Annotated in this window: 16 protein-coding genes; 9 read left to right on the top strand and 7 right to left on the bottom strand. The window is 72.5% G+C overall.

Going from position 1 to position 14,981, the window contains the following annotated elements; translation table 11 throughout:
- Positions 1–231 precede the first annotated feature (231 nt).
- Both AB0J87_RS52400 and AB0J87_RS52395 read left to right on the top strand, forming a co-directional pair.
- Positions 232–1,863: a tetratricopeptide repeat protein gene (locus tag AB0J87_RS52400; protein ID WP_363980751.1), complete on the top strand. Its 1,632-nt coding sequence runs from the start codon at positions 232–234 to the stop codon at positions 1,861–1,863.
- Between the two features lie 31 nt (positions 1,864–1,894).
- On the top strand, positions 1,895–2,347 hold the full coding sequence (locus AB0J87_RS52395) for a hypothetical protein (RefSeq protein ID WP_363980748.1): 453 nt from the start codon (positions 1,895–1,897) through the stop codon (positions 2,345–2,347).
- On the opposite strand, the gene AB0J87_RS52390 is transcribed toward AB0J87_RS52395, so the two are convergent.
- Positions 2,344–3,279, bottom strand: coding sequence for a zinc-binding dehydrogenase (locus AB0J87_RS52390; protein WP_363980746.1), 936 nt, complete (start codon positions 3,277–3,279; stop codon positions 2,344–2,346). The genes AB0J87_RS52395 and AB0J87_RS52390 overlap by 4 nt on opposite strands.
- 57 nt (positions 3,280–3,336) lie before the next feature.
- Between AB0J87_RS52390 and AB0J87_RS52385 the strand changes: the two genes are divergently transcribed.
- The 3 genes from AB0J87_RS52385 to AB0J87_RS52375 all read left to right on the top strand — a co-directional run bounded on the left by AB0J87_RS52385 (position 3,337) and on the right by AB0J87_RS52375 (position 5,571).
- Complete coding sequence (locus AB0J87_RS52385) at positions 3,337–3,954, top strand: helix-turn-helix domain-containing protein (RefSeq protein ID WP_363980743.1); 618 nt, start codon at positions 3,337–3,339, stop codon at positions 3,952–3,954.
- A gap of 15 nt (positions 3,955–3,969) precedes the next feature.
- Positions 3,970–4,761: a hypothetical protein gene (locus tag AB0J87_RS52380; RefSeq protein WP_363980740.1), complete on the top strand. Its 792-nt coding sequence runs from the start codon at positions 3,970–3,972 to the stop codon at positions 4,759–4,761.
- 69 nt (positions 4,762–4,830) lie between these two features.
- On the top strand, positions 4,831–5,571 hold the full coding sequence (locus AB0J87_RS52375) for an MBL fold metallo-hydrolase (RefSeq protein WP_363980737.1): 741 nt from the start codon (positions 4,831–4,833) through the stop codon (positions 5,569–5,571).
- 7 nt (positions 5,572–5,578) lie between these two features.
- Here the strand turns inward: AB0J87_RS52375 and AB0J87_RS52370 are convergent, their stop codons facing one another.
- Together AB0J87_RS52370 and AB0J87_RS52365 are read right to left on the bottom strand one after the other, a co-directional pair.
- Complete coding sequence (locus AB0J87_RS52370; protein WP_363980734.1) at positions 5,579–6,034, bottom strand: NUDIX domain-containing protein; 456 nt, start codon at positions 6,032–6,034, stop codon at positions 5,579–5,581.
- A gap of 10 nt (positions 6,035–6,044) precedes the next feature.
- A complete protein-coding gene (locus AB0J87_RS52365) occupies positions 6,045–6,401 on the bottom strand; it encodes an ArsR family transcriptional regulator (RefSeq protein WP_350731560.1) in 357 nt (118 codons plus the stop codon).
- A 33-nt stretch (positions 6,402–6,434) separates the two neighbouring features.
- Between AB0J87_RS52365 and AB0J87_RS52360 the strand changes: the two genes are divergently transcribed.
- On the top strand, positions 6,435–7,322 hold the full coding sequence (locus tag AB0J87_RS52360; protein WP_363980731.1) for a TIGR03620 family F420-dependent LLM class oxidoreductase: 888 nt from the start codon (positions 6,435–6,437) through the stop codon (positions 7,320–7,322).
- A 53-nt stretch (positions 7,323–7,375) separates the two neighbouring features.
- Positions 7,376–8,329 (top strand): SDR family NAD(P)-dependent oxidoreductase, encoded by a 954-nt coding sequence (locus AB0J87_RS52355; RefSeq protein WP_363980728.1) that lies wholly within the window; start codon positions 7,376–7,378, stop codon positions 8,327–8,329.
- On the opposite strand, the gene AB0J87_RS52350 is transcribed toward AB0J87_RS52355, so the two are convergent.
- Positions 8,326–8,958: a DUF47 family protein gene (locus AB0J87_RS52350; protein WP_363980725.1), complete on the bottom strand. Its 633-nt coding sequence runs from the start codon at positions 8,956–8,958 to the stop codon at positions 8,326–8,328. The genes AB0J87_RS52355 and AB0J87_RS52350 overlap by 4 nt on opposite strands.
- A gap of 81 nt (positions 8,959–9,039) precedes the next feature.
- A complete protein-coding gene (locus tag AB0J87_RS52345) occupies positions 9,040–9,990 on the bottom strand; it encodes an inorganic phosphate transporter (protein ID WP_363980722.1) in 951 nt (316 codons plus the stop codon).
- A 195-nt stretch (positions 9,991–10,185) separates the two neighbouring features.
- On the opposite strand from AB0J87_RS52345, the gene purU reads away from it, so the two are divergent.
- Positions 10,186–11,040, top strand: coding sequence for a formyltetrahydrofolate deformylase (gene purU, locus AB0J87_RS52340; RefSeq protein ID WP_363980719.1), 855 nt, complete (start codon positions 10,186–10,188; stop codon positions 11,038–11,040).
- Here the strand turns inward: purU and AB0J87_RS52335 are convergent, their stop codons facing one another.
- Positions 11,041–12,018 (bottom strand): NADP-dependent oxidoreductase, encoded by a 978-nt coding sequence (locus tag AB0J87_RS52335; protein WP_363980716.1) that lies wholly within the window; start codon positions 12,016–12,018, stop codon positions 11,041–11,043.
- 80 nt (positions 12,019–12,098) lie between these two features.
- On the opposite strand from AB0J87_RS52335, the gene AB0J87_RS52330 reads away from it, so the two are divergent.
- Positions 12,099–12,692: a helix-turn-helix domain-containing protein gene (locus AB0J87_RS52330; protein WP_363980713.1), complete on the top strand. Its 594-nt coding sequence runs from the start codon at positions 12,099–12,101 to the stop codon at positions 12,690–12,692.
- 98 nt (positions 12,693–12,790) lie between these two features.
- Here the strand turns inward: AB0J87_RS52330 and AB0J87_RS52325 are convergent, their stop codons facing one another.
- Positions 12,791–14,848 carry a prolyl oligopeptidase family serine peptidase gene (locus AB0J87_RS52325; protein ID WP_363980710.1) on the bottom strand — a complete coding sequence of 686 codons (2,058 nt, stop codon included), beginning with the start codon at positions 14,846–14,848 and terminating at the stop codon, positions 12,791–12,793.
- Positions 14,849–14,981: the final 133 nt, after the last annotated feature.

The raw sequence follows: 14,981 nt of genomic DNA, 5'->3' as shown, positions 1-14,981 counted from the left end.
CTTCCACTTATTCACCATAAATCTTGATATTCGGCGGGGTGCACTAATAATGGGAAAATAGCCCCAGTGGGAGAGGTATGTCATGAAGCGCATCATTGTCCGCAAGCCTGGAACCGCGAGGCTGGCAGGGACCTCCAGCGTCCTTCACAAGGGGTGACCGAGGCAAGGTCCCATCTCAGAGTTGAGGGCGAAGCACCCGCTCAATGGGGGGCCGTACGGCTGCTGACACCGTTGATCGACGGACATCGCCGGCCGCGCGGCCCCTACACTGTCGCCGCCGCCCTGCTGCGTCACCTGGTGCCGCAGGCTCTGGAACGGGACGGGGACCTGGTGGCGGCGCACGACATCGAGATCCGTGCCGCCGCGCCCGAACTGGCCCCCCTCGTGCCGCTCCGGCGGGCCACGATCGACGCCGGGCTGCCTGAGGACGAGCGCATCCTCGTGCCCGCGCCCCGCCGTACGCTGCGGCTGGCCAACGGGCTCGCGGAGTTCATCAGGGACGCCGTACGCCCCGGGCGGGCGATCGCCGTGTGCAACGGCGCCGAGGCCGACCCGACGGACACCGAACTGCTGGACGTCATGATGCGGCGGATCCCGCCGGACCTCCTCACGATCATGCTGTACTCCGGCGGCCCCGACCCGCCGCCCGACACCCGGAGCGCGGACGAGCTCTGGGCCCTGGTGGACCGGTGCATGCGCGACGGATTCCTGCACGCCGCCGTCGAGCTGGGGGAGCGCGGCATGGCGCGCACCGAGCCGGGCGGCGAGCACTGGTGGCGCTTCGCGCAGCGCACCGCGACCGCGCTGGGCGGCCTCGGCCGCACCGACGACGCCCAGGCGATCTGGGACGGGGTTCGCGCGGCCAGCCAGGATCCGGCGATGCACGCCGCCAGCGCGTACGGCACCGCCATGCTCGACGCCCGCCACCCCGACCCCGCACGCCGTGACCTGGGCCGGGCCCGGCGCTGGATCAACGAGGCCATCGCCATCTCCACCCTGCTGCCGGAGCCCTTGGACCGGGCGTTCAAGCTGGGCTTCGACCTCAACGGCCTGGCGCTGATCGAGCTGCGGCACGGCCGGCCGGGCGCGGCGCTGTCGCTGGTCGAGTCGGCCGTCGAGCTGGCGCGCGAGCTGCGGGAGCGGCATCCGCTGCACCGCATGGTGCTGCTGGCCAACCGGGCCCAGCTGCTGGCCGCGCTCGGTCACGTCAAGGAGGCGATGGAGGACTACGCCGCCGCGATCGCGCTGGACCCGGCCTTTCCCGACTACTACCTGGAGCGGGGGAACCTGCTGTTCAAGCTCGGGCGGCACGAGGAGGCGCTGGCCGACTTCGAACGGGCCATGCGGGCCGGGCCGCCGCTGCCCGAGGCGTACTACAACCGGGCGGAGCTGCACACCGTGCGGGGTGACACCGAGGAGGCGCTGGCCGACCTGGGACGGGTGATCGAGCTGGACCCGTCCTACCTGGACGCGTACATCAACCGGGCCGGGCTGCTGGCCGCGGCGGGCCGCGATGAGGAGGCCCTGGCCGACGTCGTGGCCGGGCTGGTCCTGGAGCCCGGCAACCCCCACCTGCTCACGGTGCTGGGGCAGCTGGAGACGGCGGCGGGGCGGCTGGCGGCGGCGGGGGAGGCGCTGGACCGCGCGGTGGAGCGCGCGCCCGGGCTCGCCGCCGCCTGGGGGAACCGGGGGGTGCTGCGGTACGCCGCCGGGGACCTGGAGGGGGCGGTCGAGGACCTGAGCCGGGCCATCGAGCTGCAGCCCGAGCCCGACCTGTACACCAACCGGGCCGTCGCCCTGCGCGCGCTCGGCCGCGCCGCCGAGGCCGACGCGGACGAGCGGCGGGCCGATCGCCTCACCTGACGACCGCCTGTCGCGATGGGACTATTGGGTTATGCGGGGGCGAATGGGGCGGGCGGCCGCGGTGTGCGCCGCTCTGGGGGTGCTGTGGTGGGCCAGCGTGCGCCTGGCCTGGGCGGGCATCGGCTGCGAGGACTGGGGATGCCTGGCACCCGCCGTCGGCGTCGTGGTGGTGATCACGCTGGCCCTGATCGCCGGGTTCGCGCTCGTGCTGGAGCGGGTGGACGTACGGCCGGGGCGGCGGGTGGCGCTGGTGGCGGGCGGGGTGCTGGTGGTGTTCAGGCTCGTCGGCGAGGCGCTGCCGTCGTGGACGTCCTCGCTCGCGCACGCGGTCACGGCCGGGGCGGTCTTCGCCGGGGCGGGGGCCGTGGCGGCGTTCGTGACGGAGCCGGGGGTGGCGCGGCGATGGAAGGTGGTGACCGCGCTGGGGGTGGTCGCGCTGGTGCCTGCCGCGCTCGTCGTGTCGTGGGCGCGGTTCGGCGCCTAAACGGGCTGGATCATGAGCAGGCTCTTGCCGGTCACCGCGCGGGCCTCGATGGCGGCGTGCGCCTCGGCGGCAGACTCCAGGGGGTAGGTGGCGCCGACGGTCGGGCGCAGGCGTCCGGCGGCGGCCAGCGTCAGGGCCTCCCTGGCCAGCTCGCGCAGGTCCGCCTGCGGCCAGGCGACCGCAGTGACGCGCGGATCCGGCGTGGTCATCGGACCGCCCGCCATGCCGTACACGCTCAACCTGCCGCCGTCCTTCAGCAGCCCCTGCGCCGCCGCGCCGACCTCGCCGCCGACCCCGTCGAAGACCAGGTCGAGGCCGCCCGTCGCGTCCCGTACCAGGTGGGTCCAGCCGGGGTCGGTGTAGTCGACCGTCAGCTCCGCACCCAGGCTCGCCGCCAGGTCGCGCTTGGCGGCGCTGCTCGCCGCGCCCACCACGCGCGCCCCCGCGGCCGTGGCGAGCTGCACCAGCAGGCTCCCCACACCGCCGCCGGCCGCCTCGACCAGCACCCACTCCCCGGGCTTGGGGACGGCCGCCCGCGCGAGGCCCACGGCGGTGCGCCCGTCCGCGAGCAGCGCCACCGCGAACTCGGGCGACAGGCCGCCGGGGATCGGGATCAGGTCGCCGGCGCTCGCCACCGCGAGCTCCGCGTATCCGCCGTGACCGCCGAGCGTGCTGACCACCGGCGTGCCGGTCAGCGCCGGGTCGACGCCTTCGCCGGTCGCGGCCACCGTCCCCGCGACGCCGTTGCCCAGGATCGCGGGCAGCTCGGCCTGCCGCGGCCCTCGGTTGGCGCGTACCTGCGTCTCCACGAACGTGATGCCCGCCACCGACACGTCCACGAGCACCTGCCCGGGACCGGCCACCGGGTCCGGCACCTCCTCCACGACCAGCGCCTCCGGTCCGCCGTACCGCCTCAAGACCACCGCACGCATGATGAGCCCTTCTCTATCGGAGCGATTCGCTCCGAAAATACTAATATCCTGTACGGCATGAGCACACGCGGGAGGCAGGCCGAGGCCGCGCGCAACGATCTGCGGCTGCTGCGGGCCGCGCACGAGGTGTTCACGACGCAGGGGTTCGACGCGCCGGTGTCGGCCATCGCCAAGGCGGCGGGCGTGGGCATGGGCAGCCTCTACCGCCGCTACCGCACCAAGGAGGAGCTGCTCCAGCGCCTGTGCGTGATCGCCATGGAGCGCGGGGTCGAGGCGGCCGAGGCCGGGCTGGCCGAGCCGGACCCGTGGGAGGGGCTGGCCTCCTACATCCGCGCGTGCGTGGGGTTCAGGTCGGGCGCGCTCGCACCGGTCGCCGGCACCATCGAGGTCACCGACGAGATGTGGCGCACGGCGCGCAAGGGCACCGAACTCGCCGACCGGCTGATCACCAGGGCGCGCGCGGCCGGCGTGCTCAGGGGCGACGTCACCACGCTGGACATCTCGCTGCTCATGGAGCAGTTCAGCCGCCCGGCGCCCGGCGCCGAGCATCCGCACGCCAAGGAGCGGCTGCTGACCATCGCGCTCGACGGCCTGCGCGCGCCGGGGACGACCGAGCTGCCCGGCGACCCGCCGAGCACGGAGTGGTACGAAGGCCGCTGGGGGAGCCCTTCGTAGGTCTACGGTGGGGGCGTGGGCTTCAACGACCTGCTCAAAGACCTCGACCACAGCGCCAGCGTCCAGGCCGCGGGCATCAGACGCGGCTACGGCGGGCCGCCCGCCCGCACGGTGGGCGTCACCGTGGGGCTGGCGCGGCTGCGCTGCGCCTCGCTGCTCAAGCCCCTGTACGCGTGGGTGAGCGCGGCCCACATCCCCGACGCCGAACGGTGGCGGCGGCACGCCGAGCCCGCCGTGGTCGTGTCCTCCAACGCCGACACGCTCAACCTCTGGCTGGCCGTCGGTCCCCGGGTCATCCTCGACGACCTCCGCAGCCGCACCGGCATCGCCTGGTCGCCGCCCAACGGCGACCCCTCGCGGTTCGGCTCCGTCGAGGTGGCGGCCGACGAGGTCGCCATCGCGTACGCGGTGCTCGCCCAGGCCGCCGTCGCCGGCGACCCGGTCGCGGAGACCATCCTGGGGTGGATGCGGCAGGTCAGCGCGTCGCAGGCGTTCGGGGCCCGGGAGGCGATCCGCTCGCCCGGGGCCGGGGTCAAGAGCGGCTGGTACGGCGCTCCTGACGAGACCTGCCTGCGTACGCACACCGTGGCCGTGCTGCCCCGGGGCGGCACCCGGGTCGCGGTGGCCGTGGGGATGACCGCGCTGCCGTACACCGACCCGCGGGAGCGCGAGGCGTACGTCGAGAAGGTGGGCAAGGGCGTGCCCGTGGAGCCCGATCACGAGAAGGTGGCGGGGCGGCTGCTACGCGGGCTCCTGGTGACGACGCTCGACGAACTCGGCCATTTCCGCGACGGCCCCCACGTGTGAGGGCCCGCGCGCTCCCGCTCGCCGCGTCCTGGATCTTTGCCGACTTTTCCTATTTCGTGTGGAGTTAGTGTGAAATTTACTGTTTTGGGCGGATGTGGGGCTTGGCCTGCGGCGGGGCAGGCGTGCAGCGGGTACGTGGTGGAGACCGAGGGGTTCCGCGTCCTCGTCGATCCCGGCTATGCCACGCTGCCGAGGCTCCTCGGGCGCATGCGGGCCGACGAGGTGGACGCGGTGCTGGTCACCCACGGCCACCCCGACCACTGCGCCGACCTCAACCCGCTGCTGCGCGCCCGCGCCCTCGCCGACGTCCCCGCTCCCGCCCTGCCGGTGTACGCGCCGCCGGGCGCGCTGGACGCCGTCCTGGCGCTGGACAAGCCGCGCATGCTGGCGGGCAGCCTCGTGACGCGCGATCTGGCGCCCGGCGTGCCGTACGAGATCGGTCCGTTCCGCCTGGACGTGTTCGACCTGCCGCACCACGTGCCCAACGCCGGCCTGCGGCTGAGCGCCGGAGATCGCGTGATCGCCTACACCGGGGACACGGGGCCGTCCCCCGAGCTGGCGGTGCTGGCGGAGGGAGCGGACCTGCTGGTGGCCGAAGCGACCTATCCGGAACGGATCCCCGAAGAGGACGCGCCTTACCTGTCCAGCGCCCTGGACGCGGGCCGCACCGCGGCCTCGGCGGGCGTGGGCCGCCTGCTCCTCACCCACCTGTGGCCCGACACGTCCCCGGCGCTCGCGCTGCTGGCCGCCGCGAAGTCCTATGACGGCACGCTGGAGGTCGCCTCCGAGGGCATCACGCTGGACCTGTGATGACGCCTCACCGCGCCGTGAGCCGCTCGATCACCTTCGCCAGCTCGGGCGGCTCCACGTTGCCGGGCAACTCCTCGGCCCAGGCGTAGCCCCGGTAGGCCACTCGCTCCTCCTCCGTGAGCTCCCCGGGATCCACCTCCGGCCGCGCCTCCTCGAAGATGGCCAGGAAGAACGGCTCGGTCTTCACGTACCGCACTCCCAGCCACGAGAAGTCGCGCTCGACCTCGACGAACCGCTCCCGCACCGCCGAGCCCGGCAGCCCGGTCTCCTCGCCCAGCTCGCGCCTGGCCGCCTCCAGCGCCGTCTCGCCGGGGTCGATCCCGCCGCCGGGCGGCTCCCAGATGTCCATGCGGCTGACGGGGTCGTACCAGTGCATGAGCAGCACCCTGCCGTCGCGATCCAGGCAGACGACCCGAGCCGCAGGCCGGTCGCTGATGCCCGCTTGCCCCTCTATGGCACCCACCAGCCCGACGTTACTCCTGCCGCTCCTCCTCCAGCACGAGCCCCAGCAAGCCGGGGAAGCGGTGATCGAACTCCTCCTGGCGCAGGCGGTTGAGCCGCCGGGCGCCTTCGTCGCGCTGCTCCAGCAGCCCCACGTTGCGTAACACCGAGAAGTGGTGGCTGAGCGTGGACTTGGCCACCGGGAGGTGGGAGAACGTGCCGCAGGCGCGCGTCCAGTCGGGGACGTCCGCCAGCTCCCGCACGATGCGGCGCCGGATCGGATCGCCCAGAGCGTCGAGGGCGGCCTGCAGCGAGACCTCGATCGGGGATGTGTGCGTCAGACCGCGCGTCCTGTTCGACTGCGATCGAACATTGTTGTAGTGTTCCATCTCGATCGAACATTCTATGCGAGGGGAGCGGCCGTGGACATCGGGCGCGTCGGAGTGTGGCATCCCATGATCGGCACGGCCCCCGCCGAGGAGGCGCGTCGTGCGGCGGCCACGATCGAGTCGCTGGGCTACGGCTCGCTCTGGGTCAACGAGGGCAAGAGCAGCAAGGAGCCGCTCGTCATGTCCGCCGTCCTGCTGGCGGCCACCCGGCGCATCGCGGTCGGCACCGGCATCGCCAATATCTGGGTGCGCGACGCCACGGCCATGGCCGCGGGCGCGGCCGCGCTGGGCGACGCCTTTCCCGACCGGTTCCTGCTCGGCATAGGGGTCAGCCATGCCCCGCTGGTCACCGGCCGCGGCCACGACTACGCCAAGCCCCTGGCCGCGATGCGCACCTACCTGGAGGCCATGGACCAGGCCGGCCGGACGCTGCCCGTACCCCCGGTCCCGGTTCCCAGGGTCCTCGCCGCGCTGAGGCCCAAGATGCTGGAGCTCTCCAGGGACCTGGCGGACGGCGCCCACAGCTACTTCGTGCCGCCGGAGCACACCGCGCAGGCCCGCCGGATCCTCGGCCAGGGCCCGCTCCTGATCCCCGAGCAGGCGGTCGTCCTGGAGTCCGACCCGGCCCGCGCCCGCGAGATCGCCCGCGCCCACATGTCCTACTACCTGACGCTGCCCAACTACCTCAACAACCTGCGCACGCTGGGCTTCAAGGACGACGACTTCGCCGACGGCGGCAGCAACCGCCTCGCGGACGCCATCGTGGCCTGGGGCAACGCCGACGCCATCACCAAGCGCGTGCACGCCCACCTGGACGCGGGGGCCGACCACGTCGTCATCCAGCCGCTCTCCCCGGACGTCCCGGACCTCGCCCATGCCCTGACCCAGCTGACCGACCTCGCCCAGCCCCTCGGCCTGTAACGCCCGTCGGAGCGTTTGACCTCGAGTGGGCTCCAACTCGTAGCGTGAGTCGCATGACAACGCCGCAACACAAGATCGGGTCGGGATTCGGGGCCAGGAGCACCGCGGACGACGTGCTCCACGGGATCGATCTCTCAGGAAAGCTGGCGATCGTCACCGGCGGCTACTCGGGCATCGGCCTGGAGACCACACGGGCGCTCGCCCGAGCCGGAGCGCACGTCGTGGTGCCCGCGCGCCGTCGCGAGGCCGCCGAGGAAGCGGTCGGGGGCATCGGCGGGGTCGAGGTGGACGAGCTCGACCTCGCCGATCTGGAGAGCGTACGGCAGTTCGCCGAGCGCTTCCTGGCCACCGGCCGCAGCGTCGAGATCGTCATCGACAGCGCCGGGATCATGGCCTGCCCGGAGACGAGGGTGGGCCCCGGGTGGGAGGCGCAGTTCGCCACGAACCACCTGGGCCACTACGCGCTCGTCAACCGCCTCTGGCCGGCCGTCGCCCAGGGCCGGGGACGGGTCGTGTCCGTTTCGTCCGCTGGGCACCGGCATGCGGGCATCCGGTGGGACGACGTCCAGTTCGAGCGGGGCTACGACAAGTGGCAGGCCTACGGGCAGGCGAAGACCGCCAACGTCCTGTTCGCCGTCCAGCTCGACGCGCTCGGCCGGGACGCGGGGGTGCGGGCGTTCGCGCTGCACCCGGGCGCCATCCTCACGCCGCTGCAGCGCCACCTCCGCAAGGAGGAGATGGTCGCCGCGGGGTGGATCGACGAGGAGGGCAACGCCCTGGACCCCACGTTCAAGACCCCCGAGCAGGGCGCGGCCACCCAGGTGTGGGCGGCCACCTCGCCGCAGCTGGCGGGCATGGGCGGCGTCTACTGCGAGGACTGCGACCTCGCCGAGCCGACCACGGAGGCCGTCGGGCCCGGGGTGCGCGACTATGCGATCGACCCGGAGCAGGCCGCCCGGCTGTGGGCGCTCTCCGCCGAGCTGACCGGGGTCAACGCCTTCGGCTAGCGCTTCATGGCGCCGTCGGCGATGGCGTCCGCGGCATCGCCGATGGCGACTCCGACGATCTCGAGGCGGCGTACCAGCTCCCGCCTCTTCAGCGCCTCCGCGGTCACCTCGCCCGAGAAGATGCGCGAGATCTCGTACTGGTACATCCGCCGGATCGACCCGCCCACCTTCTTCGCCTCCAGCGCGTCCTGGACCACGGCGGAGGGGCGGGAGGCGAGGTCGCGGACCGCGTTCTCCAGCGCTTCGATGCCGACGATGACCTGGTCGAGCAGGGGAGTGAAGCGGATCTGGTCGGGGACCCGGTAGAGGTGGGACTCGCGGACGAAGTCCCGCAAGGAGTCCAGCACGTCGTCGATGGCGCGTGACAGCCGGAACAGGTCCTCCGGGTCGATCGGGGTGACCAGGGCCGTTTTGAGCTCCTCGACGAGGCAGGCGCGTTCCTCGTCGCCGACGTGCTCGATCGAGCGCATCTGCTCGTGCGCGCCCGTCCTGCCCACCTCGCCCCCGATCATGGCCATCGCCAGCCACGCGCCTTCCTTGGTGGCCCGGAGCTGGCCGAGCAGGGCCTCCGTGAGCGCGCTGTCCATGCGGCCGGTCATGAGGTTGCGGATCCGCCGCAGCCGCTTCATGGTCCGGCCGCCTTCGCGGAGCCGGGGCGGCGCGTCATGGGCGGAGCCGCCCTCGAAGAGTGCTTCACGTTCGCCGTCCCTTCATGAGAGTTCAACCCTCGCGATCGCCTTCACCAGCGCCGCCAGCCCCGCGCCCAGCAGGGCGCCGGCCGGCAGCGTCAGGAGCCAGGCTGCGACGATCTTGCCGGTGGCGTACCAGCGGACGCGGCCGCCGCCCCGTGCCACGCCCGCGCCGATGAGCCCGCCGGCGATGGCCTGGGTCATGCTCACCGGCATGCCCACGGCCGCGCAGGCGATCACCGCCGTGCCCGCGGCCAGCTCGGCCGCGACCCCGTGCGGAGGCCGGGAGGCGATGAGCTCGCGGCCCAGCGTGCGGCCCGCCTTGGGGAGGCCGTACATGGTGCCGAGCCCGAAGAGGACGGCCACCAGCGACGTGTACGGGAGCGGCGTGCCCGAGAAGCCGAACATGATCATGAACACGGCCAGCATCTTCTGCCCGTCGTTGGCGGCGTAGGCGAGGCTCTGCAGGAGGAACCCCACCTGGTGCCAGCGCCGCAACCCGCCGGCCGTGACCGTGATCAGGAGCACCCGGACGAGCACCCAGCCCAGCAGCCCGCCCACGAAGGGCGCCGCCACCCCGAACGCCAGCACCAGCAGCACCGAGCCCGGCGACACCGGCAGCCCCCAGCCCAGCCCCGCACCGGTGAGCCCGCCCACGACGGCGAGCGTGAGGCTGGTCGGCAGGCCCTTCATGCTGAGCGCGGTCACCACGGCCAGCGCCGAGATCACCGCGACGGTCATCGCGATCCTGCCGCCCGAGGCGTGGAACGAGGCCAGCCTGGTCGTGAACGTCACCGCCACCTGATGCGTGACCAGCGGGACCACCGCCGTCAGCACCACGAGCACGAGGATGCCGGTGGCCGGGCGCACCGAGGGCAGCTTCAGCCCGGTGGCGAGGAGGGCGCCTCCGTCGTTGACCCCGGACACGACGGCGAAGAGGCCGGCGACCACGATCAGTACGGCGACGTCCAAGGACCGCGCTCCATCCCAAGCCGCGAGACAACCCGGGGTTGCCCCTCCCGAATCCGCGTTCCCCCTTAACTACCCGGGATCACATGGAAGATGGACGAGCGGACGCGTAACGTGTGTCGGGTACTCTCTGTGATGGTCACCGGCCAGGATCAGCCCTGCGGTGACCGCCGATCCCACGCCCGTGAGAGTGAAGGCATGACCAGCCCCGCCGAATACATCCTGACGCTGTCCTGCCCCGACCGGCCCGGTGTGGTGGCCGCCGTCTCCGGCCTGCTGGCCGGGCACGGATGCAACATCATCGAGAGCCAGCAGTTCGGCGACCGGGCCGGGCAGCGCTTCTTCATGCGTGTCCAGTTCGCGGGGCCGTTGGGCGAGGACGAGCTCAACGGCGCCTTCGCGACGCTCGCGCCGGACTTCGCCATGGAGTTCAAGGTGCGCGACGTGGCCAGGAAGCCGCGCGTGCTGATCATGGTCAGCAAGTTCGACCACTGCCTGAACGACCTGCTCTACCGCGTCCGGTCCAAGGCCCTGGACATCGAGATCGTCGCGGTCGTCTCCAACCATCCCGACCTGCGGCCGCTCACCCAGTCCAACGGGATCGACTACCACCACCTGCCGGTCACCCCCGAGACCAAGGCGAGGCAGGAGTCCGAGGTGCTGGCGCTGGTGGAGCACTACCAGGCCGACCTGGTGGTGCTGGCCCGCTACATGCAGGTGCTTTCGGGCGAGCTGTGCGAGAAGCTGGCCGGGCGGGCGATCAACATCCACCACTCGTTCCTGCCGTCGTTCAAGGGCGCCAAGCCGTACCACCAGGCCCACAACCGCGGCGTCAAGCTGATCGGCGCCACGGCCCACTACGTGACCTCCGACCTGGACGAGGGGCCGATCATCGAGCAGGAGGTGGCCCGGGTCAACCACAGCCACTCTCCGGAGGACCTCGTGGCGATCGGCCGCGACGTGGAGTGCCTTGCCCTGGCCAGGGCGGTCAAGTGGCACGCCGAGCAGCGGGTCCTGCTGGACGGGCACAAGACGATCGTCTTCCCGCGCTAGCTACCCGCTGATCACCAGCTTGCCCCGCACGTGCTCGTGGACCAGATCCCGGTACGCCCGCGCCGCCTCGGCCAGCGGGTAGCGGCGGCTGACGGTGGAAGGCAGCGTGCCTTTCACCGCGAGGGCGGCCACCTCGTCCAGATCGCCGGGACGGGCGTGGGTGTAGACGGTCTTGAAGCCGGTGGACGGGTCGGGGCTGGGGAAGGCGACGGTCAGCAGCGGCCCTTCCGGACGGACGACCCGTGCCGGCTCGGCCAGGGCCGGGCCGGGGAGCACCAGGTTGACCAGGGCGTCGACGCCGCCGGGGTGGCGGCGCAGGGTCTCGGCGGCGGTGTCCGCGGAGCTGTGGTCGATCGTCTCCGCGGCTCCCAGGCCGCGTACGTAGCTCTCGTCCGGCGGGATCGCGGTGGCGATCACGTGTACGCCCCGGTCCGCCAGTAGCGGCACGACGGCTCCGCCCACCCCGCCGGCCGCCCCGATGACCAGCGCCTTCGTGCCGGGCGCGAAGGTCCCCGCGCGGAGCAGCGGAAGGGCGGTCAGGGCGGCGATGGGCAGGGCGGCGGCGTGCTCGACGGGAAGGCCGGCCGGCCGGTGCGCGAGGGCGGGCGTGTCGGCGTCGAAGATCGCGTACTCGGCCATCGTGCCCGTCGTGAACGACGGCGGCGAGGACGTCAGGCTCGCCATGCTCCCGGCGGCCCGCGCCAGGCCGAGTCCGAATATCTCATCACCCGCGGAGAATCGGGCCACGCCCGGCCCGACGGCCGTGACCGTCCCGGCGAAGTCGCTGCCGAGGACGTGCGGGAACTCCAGGGGGGCCATCTCTCTGAACACCCCGCTCACGAGCCGGACGTCGGCGGGGTTGAGCCCGGCCGCCGCGACGCGGACCTGGATCTGGCCGGGGCCCGGCAGTGGGACGGGTACGTCCGCCACCTCCAGGACCTCCACCCCGCCGTAGCCCCTCGCCACCAGTGCCTTCATGGGAACCTCCAACTAAACGGACCGCTCGGTCAGGTTAAGCATAATATGACCGCGCGGTCCGGTTACGGTAGGGTCCTGATGTGGCGAATGTGCGAGCGGACGCGGTGCGTAACAGGCGGTTGCTGCTCGACGCGGCGGCGGCCGAGTTCGCGGAGCGCGGCACGGAGGTCTCGATCGCGCGCATCGCGGCGCGGGCTGGGATCGGCAAGGGCACCGTGTTCCGGCACTTCGCCACCAAGGAGCAGCTCATGGCCGCGATCTTCAGCGACCAGCTGGAGTCGCTGGTGGCCAGGGGAGAGGCGCTGCGCGAGGGGGCGGACTCCGGGGCGGCGCTGCTGGAGTTCATGGCCGCCGGGGTCGAGCTGCGCTCGTTCTGCCAGGCGTTCACCCCGGCCATGCGCGAGGATCCGCAGATCAGGGCCGCGAGCGATCGGCTGGTGGCGGTCGCCCGGTCGCTCACGGACCGGGCCTGCCGCGACGGGTTCGTACGGCACGACGTCACGGGGCACGACGTCGTGCTGCTGATCAATGCCGCCTGCCAGGCGGTGGCCCCGCTGGGCGACGCGGCGCCGGGGCTCTGGCGGCGCTACCTGAGCATGATCTTCGACGGGCTGCGTCCCGAGGGCGCCCATCCGCTGCCCGTCCCGGCCCCCGACTCCCTGACCCCCGGCTGAGGCCGCCCGGCGCTCGCGGCAGGCGTCACGCAGGGCTGCGGCCCGGCGCCGGGGCGGCCTCGACCATGGCCGGCCCCAGCGCGCTCATGCCGTCGAGGCTACAGACCGGTGTGCCGGGCGAGGAAGGTGAGCGTGTCGGCCGACAGATCGACGGACCTGCTCACCGACCGGGCGCCGTGCCCGACCTCGGACTCGTTGCGCAGCAGCACCGGGCGGTCGCCGGTCGAGGAGTGCTGCAGCGCCGCGCACAGCTTCCACGCGTGCAGCGGGTGCACGCGCGTGTCGGACTGGAAGACGGTGAAGAGCGTGGCGGGGTAGTTCACCGACTCCTGGACGTGGTGGTAGGGCGAGTAGCCCAGCAGCCAGCCGAACTGCTCGGGGTCCTCGACGGTGCCGTACTCGACGTTCCAGGTGGCGCCGAGCCCGAACTGCTCGTACCTGACCATGTCGAGCAGCGGCGCCGAGCAGACCACGGCCGCGTACAGCTCCGGCCGCTGCGTCAGCGCGGCGCCCACCAGCAGGCCGCCGTTGGAGCCGCCGGAGATGCCGAGCTGCTCGGGCGTGGTCACGCCGGTGGCGATGAGGTGTTCGGCCGCCGCGTGGAAGTCGTCGAACACGTTCTGCTTGTTGCCGAGCATGCCCGCGCGGTGCCACTCCTCGCCCTCCTCGCCGCCGCCGCGCAGGTTGGCGATGGCGTAGACCCCGCCGGCCTCGACCCAGGTCAGGATCGACGCCGAGTAGCCGGGGGTCATCGACAGGCCGAAGCCGCCGTAGCCGTACAGGATGGTGGGGCGCGGCCCGGGCGTGTCGTCAGCGGGGGAGATGATCAGCATGCGGACGTCGGTGCCGTCCTTGGACTGGTACACGACCTGCGAGGTGCGCACCGGGGGCACCTCGACCGCGCCCGGGGAGGCGGCCCAGAGTGTGGTCTCGCCCGTCCTGGCGTCGTAGCGCTGGACGGAGGGCGGCCTGGTGTTGTCGGTGTAGGCGAACCACGCCTCGTAGCCGCCCTCGGGGCGCTCGGAGAGGCTTCCGACGGAGCCGAGCCCGGGCGTGGGCACCTCGCCGACGCGCTCGCCGGTCTCCAGGTCGTGGACGGTGATCTCGCTGATCGCGTGGCGGGTCCAGCCCACCAGGATGACCGGGCGCTCCAGGTCGTCGAGGATCGCGAAGTCGTTCAGCACCGCCTCGGGGTCCTCGGGGATGAGGTCGCGCCAGGTCTCGAAGCCCGGCTCGGCCGGGTCGGTGACGCACACCCGGGCCCTGGGCGCGTCGCGGTCGGTGTGGACGTAGAGCCTGCCGTCGCGGCCGAACACCAGCCCCGCCTGCGCGTCCACGCCCTCCTGCACGACCCGCAGGTCCGGCCGGTCGGCCGGGGACGCGGCCAGGTCGGCCACCCAGAGGTCGTTGCGCGGCGCGGTGCCCTCGTGCGCCGAGACCTGCAGCCAGCGGCCGTCACGCGAGACCGAGACGCCGTAGTAGTTGGTCATCTTCAGCCCCTGGCCGAAGATCATCACGTCGTCCTCGGTGGAGGTGCCGACGCGGTGCAGGTAGACGCGGCGGTGGAACTGCGTCTCGTTGTCCGGGACCTCGGTGCTGGGCAGCCTGCGGACGTAGAAGTACGCCTCCCCGCCGGGCAGCCACGCGATGGGGGAGTAGCGGCAGCGGTCGATCGGCCCCTCGACGCGCTCGCCGGTGGTGACGTCCATGACGTAAAGGATCGACTCCTCGTTGCCGCCCACGGAGATCTGGTACGCCAGCAGGCGCCCCTCCTTGTCGGGCTGCACGGCGTCGAGCGTGGTCAACCCCGACGGGTCGATCTCCATCGGGTCGATCAGCGCCCGCTCGGTCCCGTCGGGCTCGACGACGTAGTAGACGGCGTGCTCCTGGTCGGGCGTGCGGCGGCTGAAGAAGTGGCGGCCACCGCGCCACGCCGGCGCGCCGACCGAGCCGGACCTGAGCAGCTCGGCGATGCGGCTCTTGAACCGCTGCGGCCCGCTGCCCCTGCTGAACAGCTCGGCCTGCTCCAGCAGCCACCCCTTCGTCTCGGGACTGTCGGGATCCTCCAGCCATCGATAAGGATCTGGCACGGGCGTGCCGTGCAGGGTGTCGACGGTGTCTTCGCGGCGTGCGGTCGGGTACGGCTCCAGCTTCATGCTGGGAACCCTACTGCCAAAGGACATGCGTAAAGCGCTGGTGAAGCGGGCATAAAACGTAACGTGTGTCCCTCTGGTCCATTCCGGTTGGAGGATATTTGGGGTGGCGGGGACCGGGGTGCAAACGCCAGAC

This window comes from Nonomuraea sp. NPDC049625 (assembly GCF_040675285.1).
GTDB lineage: Bacteria > Actinomycetota > Actinomycetes > Streptosporangiales > Streptosporangiaceae > Nonomuraea > Nonomuraea angiospora_A.
Note: the sequence above shows the minus strand (reverse complement) of the source record. Positions and strands in the feature narration are given on the sequence as shown.